Annotated in this window: 11 protein-coding genes; all 11 read right to left on the bottom strand. The window is 48.4% G+C overall.

Translation table 11 applies throughout. From position 1 onward, the window contains the following. Positions 1-3 precede the first annotated feature (3 nt). Positions 4-2190 carry a HelD family protein gene (locus F4V51_RS22705; RefSeq protein ID WP_153979737.1) on the bottom strand — a complete coding sequence of 729 codons (2187 nt, stop codon included), beginning with the start codon at positions 2188-2190 and terminating at the stop codon, positions 4-6. A gap of 176 nt (positions 2191-2366) precedes the next feature. Next, positions 2367-4175 (bottom strand): ABC transporter ATP-binding protein, encoded by a 1809-nt coding sequence (locus tag F4V51_RS22710; RefSeq protein ID WP_153979738.1) that lies wholly within the window; start codon positions 4173-4175, stop codon positions 2367-2369. A 55-nt stretch (positions 4176-4230) separates the two neighbouring features. Continuing rightward, the gene (locus F4V51_RS22715) at positions 4231-5529 is read right to left on the bottom strand and encodes an NCS2 family permease (RefSeq protein WP_153979739.1); all 1299 of its coding nucleotides are present in this window, start codon (positions 5527-5529) and stop codon (positions 4231-4233) included. Between the two features lie 167 nt (positions 5530-5696). Further along, positions 5697-6455: a tRNA threonylcarbamoyladenosine dehydratase gene (locus F4V51_RS22720; RefSeq protein WP_095289508.1), complete on the bottom strand. Its 759-nt coding sequence runs from the start codon at positions 6453-6455 to the stop codon at positions 5697-5699. Positions 6456-6473: 18 nt separating this feature from the next. Beyond that, entirely contained in the window at positions 6474-8252 is a 1779-nt protein-coding gene (gene aspS, locus F4V51_RS22725; RefSeq protein WP_153979740.1) for an aspartate--tRNA ligase, read from the bottom strand. 217 nt (positions 8253-8469) lie between these two features. Then, on the bottom strand, positions 8470-9723 hold the full coding sequence (gene hisS, locus F4V51_RS22730) for a histidine--tRNA ligase (RefSeq protein WP_153979741.1): 1254 nt from the start codon (positions 9721-9723) through the stop codon (positions 8470-8472). Positions 9724-10448: 725 nt separating this feature from the next. Next, on the bottom strand, positions 10449-10901 hold the full coding sequence (locus F4V51_RS22735; protein WP_153979742.1) for a hypothetical protein: 453 nt from the start codon (positions 10899-10901) through the stop codon (positions 10449-10451). 86 nt (positions 10902-10987) lie between these two features. Continuing rightward, positions 10988-11494: a type 1 glutamine amidotransferase domain-containing protein gene (locus tag F4V51_RS22740; RefSeq protein WP_153979743.1), complete on the bottom strand. Its 507-nt coding sequence runs from the start codon at positions 11492-11494 to the stop codon at positions 10988-10990. A gap of 318 nt (positions 11495-11812) precedes the next feature. Next, a complete protein-coding gene (locus tag F4V51_RS22745; protein WP_153979744.1) occupies positions 11813-11980 on the bottom strand; it encodes a hypothetical protein in 168 nt (55 codons plus the stop codon). 74 nt (positions 11981-12054) lie between these two features. Next, the gene (gene dtd, locus F4V51_RS22750; protein ID WP_095289486.1) at positions 12055-12516 is read right to left on the bottom strand and encodes a D-aminoacyl-tRNA deacylase; all 462 of its coding nucleotides are present in this window, start codon (positions 12514-12516) and stop codon (positions 12055-12057) included. A gap of 12 nt (positions 12517-12528) precedes the next feature. Then, positions 12529-14706, bottom strand: coding sequence for a RelA/SpoT family protein (locus tag F4V51_RS22755; protein WP_153980827.1), 2178 nt, complete (start codon positions 14704-14706; stop codon positions 12529-12531). Positions 14707-14849: the final 143 nt, after the last annotated feature.

A 14849-nucleotide genomic window follows, 5' to 3' on the forward strand; every position in this document is an offset into this window, starting at 1 on the left:
TATTTATTCGGTGTCACTGTCCGGCCAACCCTGAATGGTTACCGGTTCGCCTTCCGAATGATGTGTTGCCGCCGCATAAGACGGCAGGTCACCGTCATGGAACAGCCACAGCTCGTGCAATGCCCGTGTACAGCCTACATACAGCAGCTTAGCGTCGCCCGCATTAGACAAGTAATGCTGCTCATCCGCGTCTGCCACAATAACCGCATCAAACTCTAGTCCCTTGGACAGATAGACAGGTAAAACGGAATGTCCACCTGTGTATTGCTTTTTGCCGCCATCAATCAGGTTCAGTTCCCATCCCGCATCCAGAAGTTCACGATGAAGCTCAACCGCTTCATGCAGGGTACGCGTCAGAATGGATACGGTGCGGTAGTCTTTTACCGTTAAGAGCTTTAAAGCCCGTTCAAGACTCTTCGTTCTTCCTTCACCCTCATAGGGTAATGTTCTAACCGGATCCCCGCTCCGGAAGACAGGGATGGCTGTAATCCCGCTTTTGACCCCATGTTCCAGTATCGTATTGGCATAATCAATAATTTCCATGGTGGACCGATAGCTACGGGTCAAGGCAAAGTAAGCATTCTGCTCGTCGGGAAACAGGGTACTCATCTCTTCCCACGCATGAACCCCGCGATACTCATGAATGCCCTGGGACAAGTCACCCAGGATGGTGAAGGAATGTCCTTTGACAAACAGATCCAGCAGAGCGACGTGAAATGGTGAGAAATCCTGCGCTTCATCAATCACGACATGATCGAATCGTTCCGCTCCTTCAATATCATGAATAAGGGTGTGAATATAAACGAGCGCAGGCAGATCCTCTTCACGAATAACATCCTGCTTCAGATCTGCTGTCGTCTGCTTCATCACACCTTTGGGAATAAGACTGCTTAGTGAAGCAGGCACTGAGCCACCCTTAGCGGCCTTGAACAGCTGTTTATACAGCGTAAGCGGTTCATATTGGGGCCACTTTTTGGCGTATGCTTTTTCACGTGTCGCTGCTTTCTTTTTGCGTTCTTTGCGAACGCTCTCGGGACAAGGCTTCTTGAGCTCCATTTCGATCCAGCGGTGGATACGCGCCATCACGCGCTCCTTACGTTTAGCCAGTGGATAGTGCTTGTATTCTTCGCTAAACCAGCTTTCGATCTCTGCCTTGCTAAGTACCGCACCGTCCCAGGGAGTGAAGTCCAGATCGGGTACCGATTCCTCCTCCATGCCTGACAGCCATTCCTGAATGAGTTTCATGAAGCGTATCGAGCCCTTATAGCGCCCAGGTACGTCATCATTCAATTCGGGACGTGCTTCCGGCGTTTCAAACCAGGTATTCAATGTCTCCGACGTATCTGCCAGTGGCATCTCTAATCCTAGTAGATTCATCGCCCAATCCGGGAATGTGCGCTGCTGAATATCTCCGACGCCGAGTTCCGGGAGTACATCCGAGATGTAATCGAGGAACATGTGGTTGGGTGCGAAGATAACCATCTTCTCCGCAGATACCTGCTCTTTGTACTGATACAGCAAAAAGGCCAGCCGGTGCAGGGCAACGGTTGTTTTTCCCGAACCCGCTACACCTTGAATGATCAATGCCGTGTTCCTTGCGGCGCGAATGATCTGATCCTGTTCTGCCTGAATAGTGGATACGATGTCACGAAGCTTGTTATCCTTGTTCTCTCCCAGCCGATAGACGAGAAACTCATCCGATACGGCCGGCTGATCGCTATCCCGGTTGTATGTATCCGCAACGCGCTCCAATATCCGCTGCCGGATAACCACGTTACGTTTTAGATAGACCAGTCCTTCAATCAAACCTTCGGGTGCATCGTAGGTTGCGGAGGCTTCCCCTCCCGTAAATGAGTAAAACAGGCTCGCGACCGGAGCACGCCAATCGATGACGAGCGGATGCTCTCCCACCTCTTCGCGGTCTACGCCGACTTTGCCAATGTACAGCGGCTTCCGTTCCCCGCTGCCCTGTTCTTCGAAATCCAAGCGTCCGAAATAGGGTTGCTGCGCGCTCTTGGACAAGGCGGTGCGGCGCTCTTCGCGTCCGGCTTCCAGCACTTGTTCGGTGAAATCGTGGCCAGTATACACCGGTATATTCTTCAGCCGTTCCAGCTGACGATCCACTTCCTCCATCGTTCGCTCTAACCTGTACTCTTCTTCTTGATAGGCACTTTGAAAGCTGTCTGACATGTTTCAGTTACCTCCTAAGAATATGTTTTTTTGCATGGCCAATCTGACGACACAAAAGGATACCCACTATATCATATTGAATGGCAAAAAGCTACAGCTAACAGGACGAAAAGACAAATGAACCGCTGTTCCCGTCCCTTTAAGACGAAAAAACAACGGTTCACAGCGTTTATCAATTAATACTCCTCGGGCTCTGGCTTCCCATCCTGTGCAACAAATTGTTTCTGAGCCAGCTCACGATATACCGGATGCGTGCTGATTAGCTCTGCATGTGTACCCGTCCCGGTGACATGGCCCTGCTCCAGTACAACAATCTGATCCGAATCCACGACTGTGGACAAACGATGCGCAATTACAACCGTTGTCCGTCCCTCCATCAAATTCGAAAGGGCTTGCTGCACTTCATGTTCCGAAGTACTGTCCAGACTGGACGTTGCCTCATCAAGCATGAGGATATCCGGACTGCGCAGCAGAGCCCTGGCTATGGCAATGCGCTGACGCTGACCGCCCGAAAGCTTGATTCCACGTTCCCCCACCTCGGTCTCGTAACCCTGGGGCAAGCTATCAATAAATGCGGACGAGTATGCCATGTCTGCGGCGTGCCGAATCTCGTCCATACTTGCTTCTCGTCCAAGCCCATAGGTAATGTTGTCCTTGATGGTACCTGCCATTAGCGGACTCTCCTGTGAAACATATCCGATCTTGCTGCGCCAGGAGGCGAGCGAATAATCCCTTATGTCTTGTCCACCGTAGGTAATGTTACCCGAACCAGGAAGGTAAAACTGCTCGAGCAGCGAGAATAGGGTTGATTTGCCGCTGCCGCTCGGACCGACAATCGCCGTCACTTTACGTGCTGGAACGGTCAGTTGAATGCCATGCAGTACTTCTTCTCCTGTGACATAGGCGAAATGCAGGTTGTTGAATGCAATGGTCTCGTTGCCTTTTGGAGCTGACTTCACACTGTGCTGTGGTTCTTCTTCATGTGCAAGAATAGCCTGAATGCGTTCGGTTGCCCCGACCACCTTTTGCAAACGCGAATACAGTGTCGTGAACTGCCCCATCGGCATAATGACCTGGAACAGCAGCAGGATGAAGGCCACCAGTTCCCCGGGTGATAACATGCCAGATGCTACCCGCATACCGCCAACTCCCAGAATAACAACTAATACAGCGGTCATGACAAAGGTAAAGAGCGGTCCGATCAACGCCAGGATTTTTGCTTCCTGCAAACCAAAAGCGAACATTTTGCCAATGCGGGAATGTCCCGCTTCCGCCTCCTGTTGTTCGGTGCCATACGCTTTTACCAATCGGATCTCACTAATAACCTGGCTCAGCACGGAAGTAAGCCCGGCCATCTCATCCTGCTGCTTTTTGGAGATTTTGTACATTTTACGTCCAACCGGCAGCAAAATCAGCAGCGTTAACGGCACCAAGCTCAAGATAATAAGCGACATCACCCAATCCAGATAGAATAGCAGAGCCACCCCGCCCACCACCGCAACGATATTGGAGACAAAGGAGACCAGATAATCGGCAATCAGCGTCATGATCTGGCTTGTATCATTGGTGATGCGGCTCATTGTATCCCCTGTACGATTACGATCAAAATATGGCATTGGCAGAGATAACACCTTGTTCCACAGCTTCGTTCGCAGCGTTGCAACCACACGTTGTCCTGCATAATTCAACATATAGATGCTGATGCCTGAAGCAATCGCCTGAATGACAAAAGCGCCAAGCAGGAGAAAAATGACGGATTTATTAAGTGCAGACATCGTTAGTCCATCAATCAGACCTTTGGTCATCAGTGGAACAATTAACCCGGCTGTAGTCTGAATGAGGGTCAGAATCAATGCGACAATCAAAATGAGTTTGGGAGGTTCTGTGGAAGCAATCAGCTTCACGAAATCTTTGAATCCTTTTTTCCCCAGCTTCGGTTCAACCCGGTCCGTCTGTTCCTTCTCTTCCATTCCCCGTTCCTCCATTCTCCACCTGTTCACTAGACATTACACGAATGATTTCTCCGTACGTCCCAACTGATTACAATACGCCATGCAGTACAAAGTTGGCCAGAAAAAGAATGGCAATGCCATACATGACCACAGGCACCTGTTTCCCCTGACCTGCGGCCAGCTTCGCCAGTGGATAGGCAATGAAACCAAACGCCATGCCGTCCACAATGCTATACGTAAAGGGAATCATGACCATAATCAGAAATGCCGGGAATGCCTCTGTAAAGTCACCAAAATCCATATCCTTCACACCTTGCACCATCAAACCGCCAATGATGATCAAAATGGGGGCTATTGCACTGTCCGGAATATACCCGAGCAGCGGAATGAAGAAAAAAGTCGCCCCGAACAGCACGGCTGTAACGAGCGGTGTCAAGCCCGTGCGTCCGCCTGCTGCAATGCCGGCCGTGGTCTCTGCCGCAGCTACAGGAGGGCTGCTCCCGAATATACCTGCCAATACCGTACTGATCGACAGAGCGCGCAGGCTGCCTTTGAAACGCTGCGGGCGATCAATCATTTGCGTCTGAGCCGTAATCAATCCGATATTCTCGAATACGACAATCAGCAGCAGCAAAAAGACAGCAATCCAGAACGCAATATCTGCCAGCTTCATCAGGGACAATTCGCCAAACAACCCGCCGTATTGACGCAGCGCTTCCATCGCGGACACGGGTTCACCCGGGTTCACTGCACCTAGCACATAGGCAAGTCCAGTCCCGATCAGAATACTGATGAGAAGTCCGCCCTGAATATTACGTATGAATAGAATCACAGCAAGCACCAGTGTCACGCAGGCCGTAATAACATTAGGATCATTGAAATGCCCGATCGCTACAAATGTCGTCTGATGAGCGATAACAATTCCGCTTTTCTGCAAACCAATGAAGGTCAAAAACAGACCAATGCCCACCGTAATCCCATGCTGCAGGTTTTTCGGTATGGCTTCGCTGATCAATTTATATAGTGATGTAAATGCAACGATTGCAAAAAGTATACCTGTAACAGCCACCACGGCCAGTGCTTCCTGCCAGCTCAGCTTCATGGAATGTACGAGTGTGTACGTGAAAAATGCATTGATCCCCATTCCGGGTACAACCACAATAGGTGACTTACCTCCGAATGCCATCAGCAAGCAACCCGCAATAGACGTCAGCAGTGTGCCTACCATCGCTGCCTGTAAAGGCATGCCGGCATCTGCCAGAATTGTAGCATTGACCATCACGATATAAACGACAGCAAAATAGGAGATGGCTCCCGCCACAATCTCTTTTTTCCACTGGTCCCCCGGCTCCACACCGAGACGTCTGGTCATCCAACCTTGTTTCATCCGTTCTGTTCCCCTCTCTCTATGTACACTGCCATTTCTCTATATATTTATCATCATTTCGCGCAGCACCACATATCATACACGGTTTTGAGATTGAAGTACATTACATGATGACTATAAAAAAAGCGCAGGCGCCTTGTAGGCACCTACGCTTTTCGCTCAACAGGTTACTGTTGTTTTTTCGCTGCATTTTCAATCAATTCCTTGACTGCCACACTGACCATGATCAGGCCAGCTACCGGAGGAACAAACGCGTTGCTCGCTGGTGGCTGTTTCGCCTTGCGAATTTCCGGTGCGTTCTCAGGAACGATCTTTTGAGTAACATCTTCACGTGGCTTTAATGGCTCCTCCGTAGAGAAAACCACTTTGACCCCTTTTTTGATGCCTTCTTTGCGCAGTTTTGTGCGAACCACACGGGCAATCGGGTCCATGGACGTTTTAGAAATATCCGCAACCTGGAATTTCGTAGGGTCCATTTTGTTCGCCGCACCCATGCTGGAGATCACCGGAATCTTACGTTTGAGGCATTCCTTGATGAGATGGATTTTGTAGATGATCGTGTCGGATGCATCCAGGACATAATCCAGTTCGTATTTAAAGAGTTCCTCATACGTTTCTTCCGTGTAAAACATGTTCAAGGCGATGGCATCAATCTCAGGGTTAATGAGCTTGACCCGGTCCACCATCAGATCGGCTTTTTTCTGACCAACGGTCGTGGTCAACGCGTGAATCTGGCGGTTAACGTTGGTGATGTCCACCACATCCTTATCGATCAGGATGATGCGTCCAACCCCGCTGCGAGCAAGGGCTTCAACGGCTATACCGCCCACGCCGCCAATACCAAGCACGGCAACTGTACTATTTTTCAGAGCATCCAGACCTTCAGGTCCGATTGCCAGCTCTGTTCTTGAAAATTGATGGAGCATTGAGAATCGATGCCTCCTTTATTTCTTTTCCGCCACCGGTTTACGGGCTACACGGATATGAAGTTGTTCCAACTGGGCTCCGTCCACTTCAGAAGGTGCGTTCATGAGCAGATCGGTTGCACTTGCCGTTTTCGGGAAGGCAATGGTTTCACGCAGGTTTGTACGGCCTGCCAGCAGCATAACGAGACGGTCAAGACCAAAGGCGATACCGCCATGTGGTGGAGTTCCGTATTCGAATGCTTCAAGCAGATAACCGAATTTCTCATTGGATACTTCAGGAGAAAGTCCAAGTGCTGCAAACATTTTCTCTTGCACGTCACGTTTGTAGATACGCATCGAACCGCCACCTACTTCATAACCATTCAGAACAAGGTCATAAGCTTGTGCACGAATCGCACCCGGGTCTGTATCGAACAGAGCTACATCTTCGTCTTTTGGACGAGTGAACGGGTGATGTTCTGCCACATAACGTTTCGCATCTTCATCATATCCGAGCAATGGGAAGTCCACAACCCAGGCAAATTTGAATTTGCTGTCATCGATCAGACCAAGTTGACGACCAATTTTCAAGCGCAGTGCACCCAGAACGTCTGCAACCACTTTTTTGTTGTCGGCAGAGAAGAGCAGCAAGTCGCCTTCTTCAGCGCCAGTGCGTTCTTTCACCGCTTCAATCTCTTCCGGTGTAAAGAATTTCACGATTGGGCCTTTGAATTCGCCGTCTTTCACTTGAATCCAAGCCAGACCTTTGGCACCGTAACGTGCTGCGAATGGTCCGAGATCGTCGATCTCTTTGCGGCTCCATGTGCCACAGCCTTTGGCATTCAGCACTTTCACTTCTCCACCTTTTTCGATGACAGAAGCAAATACTTTTACACCACTGTTCGCTACGATATCGTTCATTTCCACCAGCTCCAAGCCAAAGCGCAGATCCGGCTTGTCTGAACCGTATTTACCCATCGCATCTGCATACGTAATCCGCTGGAATGGCAGCTCAAGCTCGATACCTTTCGTTTCACGAAGCAATTTGGCCATCAGCTCTTCCATCATTGGCAGCAGGTCATCCTGTTCCAGGAAGGAAGTCTCGATGTCGACTTGTGTGAACTCAGGTTGACGGTCTGCACGCAGATCCTCATCCCGGAAACAGCGGGCGATTTGATAATAACGCTCAAGTCCGCCGACCATCAGCAATTGTTTGTAGATTTGCGGAGATTGCGGCAGAGCGAAGAATTCACCTTCATGTACACGGCTTGGTACGAGATAGTCACGCGCACCTTCCGGGGAGCTCTTCGTAAGAATCGGTGTTTCCACTTCAACGAACTCTTCTCCATCCAGGTAGTCACGGAATACTTTGGACGCTTTGGAACGCAATTTCAGTGTTTCGTACATTTCCGGACGACGAAGGTCCAGATAACGATATTTCAAGCGAAGGGACTCATCGACTTCCACACCATCTTCAATGAAGAATGGCGGCGTTTTTGCCGCGTTCAGCACTTCGATTTCCGTAATCTGAACTTCAATTTCACCTGTAGGCAGGTTTTTGTTCACGGTCTCTTCATCACGTTTAACCACTTTACCCGATACGGCGATAACATACTCACTACGTACCCGATCAGCAATTTGCAGAGCTTCGCCGGAGTAAGCCGGGTTAAATACCACTTGTACAATACCGCTGCGGTCACGCAGATCGATAAACAGTACGCCCCCCAGGTCACGGCGGGTCTGTACCCAGCCGTTCAATGTTACGGTTTCGCCGATGTGTGCGGTCGTTAATGCGCCGCAATGATGACTTCTTTTCATAACCAAACTCCTCATTATGTGAATTTCCGTTCTGTGCAAGTAGGCCAAGACCATTACTTTAACAGCGCGGTTGCGTGAAGACGTTGTATTGAAAAGGCGTTGTACTTACGGGAGCTGTACCATTTTTGGACAAAATCTAGCTTGAATGGCTTCCAGGCCCCGTAAGGCTGCCGAATCATATTGATATTAAATTTAACTTAATCTGGCTTGTGCGATCTTATTTGGCTCCCTGAATGGTTGCAATCAGATCTTCCAGTTTTACGGTTTGCTGTTCACCTGTATCCATTGCCTTGAGTGCAATCTCCCCGCGTTCCAGCTCATCATCGCCAAGAATGGCCGTATAACGGGCTTTGTAACGATCCGCTGACTTCATTTGAGCTTTCATCTTGCGCCCCAGATAATCACGTTCACCTGAGAGACCAGACTGACGAAGTTTGAACAACAGACGGTTTACTTCCCGATCTGCTGCTTCTCCAAGAGCAACAAAGTACACATCAAGTGGAGTTAGGGCACTTACATTAATATTTTGGTGTTCCAGAATCAGTTGAATGCGTTCCAGACCGATACCAAAACCGATGCCCGGTTGATCCGGTCCGCCGATATCCCCAACGAGGCCGTTATATCTGCCGCCGCCACCTACGGTATCAATGGCACCAATCCCTTGTGCTTTCAATTCAAATGCTGTCATGGTGTAATAATCCAGACCGCGCACAAGACGTGTATTCACTGCATAATCTACGCCGAAATCATCCAGGAAACCTTGAACTTTGGCAAAGTGGTTTGTTGCTTCCTCGTCCAGGCTATCCAGAATGGAAGGTGCACCGACAAATTTGTCCTGATCTACCTTACAATCGAGGACGCGAAGCGGATTGCGTTCCATGCGATTTTGGCAATCCTTGCACAACGTGTCCTTCATCGGTCTCAGGAAGCTCAGCAGCTCTTCACGATAGGCAGCACGGCTTGCCGCATTACCCACCGAGTTCACTTCAACTTTGACATCCTTCAACCCCAACTCAACACAGAACTGATAACCGAGTGCGATAACCTCTGCATCGATTGCCGGATCTACTGCTCCGAATGCCTCTACCCCGAACTGGTGGAACTGACGCTGGCGTCCTGCTTGCGGACGTTCGTAGCGGAACATGGGACCTACATAATAAAGCTTCGTTACATCTGGCTCCCCATACAGCTTATTCTCTACAAAAGCACGTACAACGCCAGCGGTTCCTTCCGGACGAAGCGTCATGCTGCGATCGCCCTTGTCCTTGAACGTGTACATTTCTTTTTCAACGATGTCCGTTGTTTCGCCTACCCCTCGTTCAAACAGTGAAGTCTGTTCAAAAATGGGTGTACGGATCTCCCGATAATTAAAACGGCGACACAGATCCTTAATTTTCTCTTCGACAAACTGCCACTTCTCCACTACGCCAGGCAGCAAATCCTGTGTTCCCGTTGGTTTCTGAAAAGCCATCTTGTATCCCTCCAGCCTCTAGTTTCTCTATATAACAAAAAAATCCCTCGCCCTGTCGCTGCATACAGCAAACAAAGGGACGAGAGATTGTGTATATACATTCACCCGTGGTACCACCCACATTCCGGAACTCCTGACACTTTTGCCGTTCAGGTAATCATTTGATCATAAAAGACTGCACTATGGCAATACGATCAGACCATCGTTCCGCTCTACGTGTAACGCACGTCCTGCGCAGGCCGGCTAATGGCTATCAGAGTCAGCTCTGATGTGTTCGCCGTCTGTTCTCGGGGAAGTCATTCGTCCGCTCATCAAGAGAATCCTTACAGCCAAGGGATTCCTCTCTGTTCATGTGGGCACGGAGTACTTGGTCCCGTCATCAAATCAGTAATATAATTCAAGAAAACGACTGATATTGACTATAGTCAACATATTATTTTCTGATTGTAATGAACCGCAGTACTAAAGTCAAGGGCTAACATCAAAAGACAGCAAAAAAAAGCCTGCACACGGTGTGCAGGCTCAAAGGATATATAAAAAAAGGGGGTCATGCTTGTTATTATAAACGCCCTATGTTAAAGCCTTATGTAACTAATATTACAGTAATATTACAAAAATGATAGCGCTTTAAAAATATATAAATAAACTTATACAGAAGAGCCCTTGTGATCGCGCTGACACGAAATGATGTCAGGCGTCACAAGGGCTCTTCCATGATCTATACGTTAATTCAATTCCTCCACATAGGCATTGTTGGACCGAAGCTTATGAACAATTTCATCATAATCCTCGTCCTGGATTTTGGCAGACAAAACATAATGCAGATCATCATAATCGTCCGAGGAGACGTCTGCCGCTCTGAGCAGGTCACCGTCCGCATTCACATTGTCGTGTACATCCCGGTCCCGGTCAGCATTACGATCCACATTACTAACCACTGGAACTACATTCTCACTTGCCGGAACTCCAGGCGCTGTGCCCACACCCATGGCTCCATTGGTACCTGCGCCACCCGCCGTATTATAAGGCACCAGCGGCAGCAAGATGCGTTTGTCTCTGCCAATCGCACTGTCCAACTGTCCTACCTCCAAATGCTCGGTCCGAAATGTCTGGAGTGAAGTTCTAGCACCCTCCGCCTCATCTTCGGTTCGAAAATATGCCTGAATATGCTTTGCCATGTCAAACCCTCCTTTGTCGGATTGAATTACATCATGTATTGTGAGATTAACTTGATAAACAAGTTAAATCGTTTACCCGTGACCGATTATATGACTTTCAACAGTTCACGAACAAATGCAGGCTCATCGGCTGGTGTTCTCGATGTAATGTAATTACCGTCCACTACAGCCTCATGATCCTTAAATTCAGCACCTGCATTGACCATATCATCCTTAAGTGGCGGATAGGACGTAATGGTTCGCCCTTTGAGCAGGTCAGCGCTGGCCAGAATTTGCGGGCCATGGCAGATTGCCGCGATTGGCTTCTTCGCACTGTTAATCTCCGTTACAAACTTCAGGATGTTTTCATCCGTGCGCAGATTTTCAGGAGATGATCCTCCTGGAATGACGACTGCGTCATAATCTGAAGCAGATACATCTGCAATCGCCTTGTCTGAAGTATAGGAAGCCTTGCCGCCTTTACCTTTGAGCGTTTCTCCTGCCTTCAAACCGATGATTTCCACTTCGTGTCCGGCTTTTTTAACCTCATCATATGGGACCTGCATTTCCGAATCTTCAAAATCGTTCGCCAATAAAAAAGCAACTTTACTCATAACGTATGTTCTCCTTTCCGTGTTCGAAAAATCTTTTCATATTCGGGTTTTGCAGAATTTAGTAATCTACAAATTCAGTAAATCCATGTACAAACCCTAACCTCGGCACGATCCTGTGCCTCGTGTTGTTATTACCCTAACTGCAGCTGTTTATAACAGTTTAAGTAATCGAACATTGAGTTTCTTTCTGACATGGAAACGAAAACACAAAAAAGCCCTGATTCGAATATCGAATCAAGGCTTTCGGCTCTCCTGTTATACGAGTAAACTTTGGGCATATAAAATGACTGCTTGCTTACAGCTTTTATTTCAACATAACTAGGCACGCGGCAGGTGACTCTGTTCTCCCTTGTCCGAATCCTGGGTAGACCAGATCGTAGCCACGCATTCAGAAGCTGCGCGAGCCAACTTTAGCGACTCATACAGATTCCCGGGAATGAGCAGTGGTTCCATACGGGAACGTGTTATCTTGGCAGATTGACGCATAGTGAGAGATACTCCTTTGATCAGCTTATGCTAGTACTAGAACTATCCCTCATTATGGCCTGATCCAAGGTGAATTATGCACGTGCTTCCTGACGGAGAGGGCTCTCCAGCATTAATGTCACGGGACCCCAGTTGGTGAAGGACACATCCATCATAGCTCCGAATCTCCCTGTTTCCACCTGAATGCCTTTATCCCTCAATAGTTGATTAAAGGTCTCATATAACACCTCAGCCGCTTCTGGCCTGGCTGCAGCCGCAAAACTCGGGCGTTTCCCTTTGCGACAGTCACCATATAGAGTAAATTGCGAGACCGAAAGGACTGCGCCACCCACATCCATCAGGCTAAGATTCATCTTTTCCTGATCATCCTCGAAAATGCGAAGTCCTGCCACCTTGTCTGCAAGATAAACGGCATCTTTTTCCGTGTCTTCATGAGTAATACCTACGAGCAGCATGACCCCGGATTCAATCCGTCCCGTTATTTCGTCACCAACGGTAACCTGAGCCTCTTTGCAACGTTGCACAAGCACTCTCATCTGACAGGCTCCTTACTGCATAATCCGATGCACGGAATAGACATCTTTAACCCGTTTGATCCGTTCGACGACAGAATGCAGATGCTCTGTATTGCGGATCAGGATTGTAACGTGCACCAATGCTAATTTATTTTTGTCTGTCCGTCCGGTGACGGCAGATATATTGGTTTTACTTTCGGAAACGGCCTGAAGCACTTCATTGAGCAGTCCATTGCGATCATGTCCGGTAATCTCAATATCGACACTGTAGTTGGCCTCAATATTTTCTTCCCATTCCACCTCAATAACGCGTGCTGCTTCCTCTCCATCCCCGCTTGAAGGAATGTTCGGACAGTCGCTGCGGTGCACGGATACCCCACGTCCGCGCGTAACGTAACCGATAATGTCATCACCCGGGACAGGATTACAACAGCGTGCAAAACGAACAAGCAAGTTATCGATGCCTTTGACACGTATGCCGTTCGTAGGACGATTCTTGCGTTCAGGTGCAGGCTTCAGCTCTCGCATTTCGGAATTCAATTCGAGCAAGCTCGACTCTTCCTGTTCCTTGCGCAATTTCTCGGTTGCTTTGGTTATAATCTGGGCAGCGGTAATACCACCGAATCCAACCGCTGCAAGCATGTCATCAATATCGTTAAACGCATATTTTTTGCATGCTTCCATCAATTTGTCATCCGTCATCCACGCAGAAGGATCAAGCCCCATACGTTTCAGCTCGCGCTCACAGCTTTCGCGGCCTTTTTCAACGTTTTCTTCGCGGCGTTCCTTCTTGAACCACTGTTTGATCTTGGCTCTCGCATGGGATGATTTCGCAATTTTGAGCCAATCCTGACTTGGACCATATGAATGTTTGGACGTCAGGATCTCAATGATATCTCCAGTCTTCAGATGGTAGTCAAGTGGGACGATGCGACCGTTGACTTTGGCACCAATTGTACGGTTGCCCACTTCGGTATGAATTCTGTACGCAAAATCGAGCGGTACGGAACCTGTAGGCAACTCAATGACTTCACCTTTTGGCGTAAATACAAATACCAAATCAGAGAAGAAATCCATCTTAAGGGATTCGACAAATTCAGATGCATCCTGCGCTTCATTTTGAAGCTCAAGAATTTCCCGGAAGAACGTAATTTTATCTTCAAAATTATTGCCGGTTGCTGCACCTTCCTTATAGGCCCAGTGGGCTGCAATCCCGAATTCTGCAGTACGATGCATATCCCATGTCCGAATCTGAACTTCAGTCGGCTCCCCATTCGGGCCAACCACCGTTGTATGGAGCGATTGATACATGTTAGCCTTAGGCATTGCAATGTAATCCTTAAAACGTCCAGGCATCGGTTTCCATAATGTGTGTATAATGCCGAGGGTAGCATAACAATCTTTGATATTATCCACAATAATACGAATCGCAAGCAGATCATAGATTTCGTTAAACTGCTTGTTCTTCGTTGTCATTTTTTTGAACACACTGTAAATATGTTTCGGACGACCAGACAGATCTGCCTGAATTCCCATCTCATCAAGCTTGGTCGTGATTCCATCCATCACCGTATCGATGTACTGCTCACGTTCTGCACGCTTCTTGTGCATCAGATTTGCAATACGGTAGTATTGCTGCGGATTCAAATAACGGAGAGCAATGTCCTCCATTTCCCATTTGATCGCAGAGATACCTAAACGGTTGGCAATGGGACAGAAAATCTCCAGCGTCTCATAGGAAATTCTACGCTGGCTTTCTTCCGATTGAAATTTGAGTGTCCGCATATTGTGCAGGCGGTCAGCCAATTTGATAACGATGACACGGATGTCCTGCGCCATGGCGATGAACATTTTACGATAGTTTTCGTTCTGCTGCTCTTCCTTGGAGCGGAACTGAATACGTTCCAGCTTCGTCAAGCCGTCAACAAGCATGGCACACGTATTGCCGAAGTGAGTGCGGATTTCTTCAAGCGATACCGTAGTATCTTCTACAACATCATGAAGAAGCGCTGCAATAATGGAGATGGTGTCCATCTGCATGTTCACAACAATGTCGGCAACCGCAAGCGGATGCAGAATATACGGTTCTCCCGATTTACGCGTCTGTCCATGGTGAGCCTGATCAGCAAATTCGTAAGCTTCACGTATGCGCACCAGATCGGGTTCTTTGATATAAGCTCCGGCCTTCTCGAGTAATTGCTCTATGCCCATTCTGATCTGTTCCGTGTCCTTTCTATACAAAATGGAACCCGTGACAAATGCATCAACACAGGTTCCCCGTAAAAGTAATTTCCTATAATTATGACGCTTCGCCCGTTTCCCGTCAACTGCTGACGAATAAGAGCGTATATCCA

It is taken from the genome of Paenibacillus xylanilyticus, from assembly GCF_009664365.1.
Taxonomy (GTDB): domain Bacteria; phylum Bacillota; class Bacilli; order Paenibacillales; family Paenibacillaceae; genus Paenibacillus; species Paenibacillus xylanilyticus_A.

Coding starts and splice junctions, on each gene's coding strand:
- F4V51_RS22755 (WP_153980827.1), bottom strand. CDS start 14,706: ATGGGCATAGAGCAATTACTCGAGAAGGCCGGAGCTTATATCAAAGAA.
- hisS (WP_153979741.1), bottom strand. CDS start 9,723: ATGGCTTTTCAGAAACCAACGGGAACACAGGATTTGCTGCCTGGCGTA.
- F4V51_RS22720 (WP_095289508.1), bottom strand. CDS start 6,455: ATGCTCCATCAATTTTCAAGAACAGAGCTGGCAATCGGACCTGAAGGT.
- F4V51_RS22745 (WP_153979744.1), bottom strand. CDS start 11,980: ATGCGTCAATCTGCCAAGATAACACGTTCCCGTATGGAACCACTGCTC.
- F4V51_RS22705 (WP_153979737.1), bottom strand. CDS start 2,190: ATGTCAGACAGCTTTCAAAGTGCCTATCAAGAAGAAGAGTACAGGTTA.
- aspS (WP_153979740.1), bottom strand. CDS start 8,252: ATGAAAAGAAGTCATCATTGCGGCGCATTAACGACCGCACACATCGGC.
- dtd (WP_095289486.1), bottom strand. CDS start 12,516: ATGAGAGTGCTTGTGCAACGTTGCAAAGAGGCTCAGGTTACCGTTGGT.
- F4V51_RS22740 (WP_153979743.1), bottom strand. CDS start 11,494: ATGAGTAAAGTTGCTTTTTTATTGGCGAACGATTTTGAAGATTCGGAA.
- F4V51_RS22715 (WP_153979739.1), bottom strand. CDS start 5,529: ATGAAACAAGGTTGGATGACCAGACGTCTCGGTGTGGAGCCGGGGGAC.
- F4V51_RS22710 (WP_153979738.1), bottom strand. CDS start 4,175: ATGGAGGAACGGGGAATGGAAGAGAAGGAACAGACGGACCGGGTTGAA.
- F4V51_RS22735 (WP_153979742.1), bottom strand. CDS start 10,901: ATGGCAAAGCATATTCAGGCATATTTTCGAACCGAAGATGAGGCGGAG.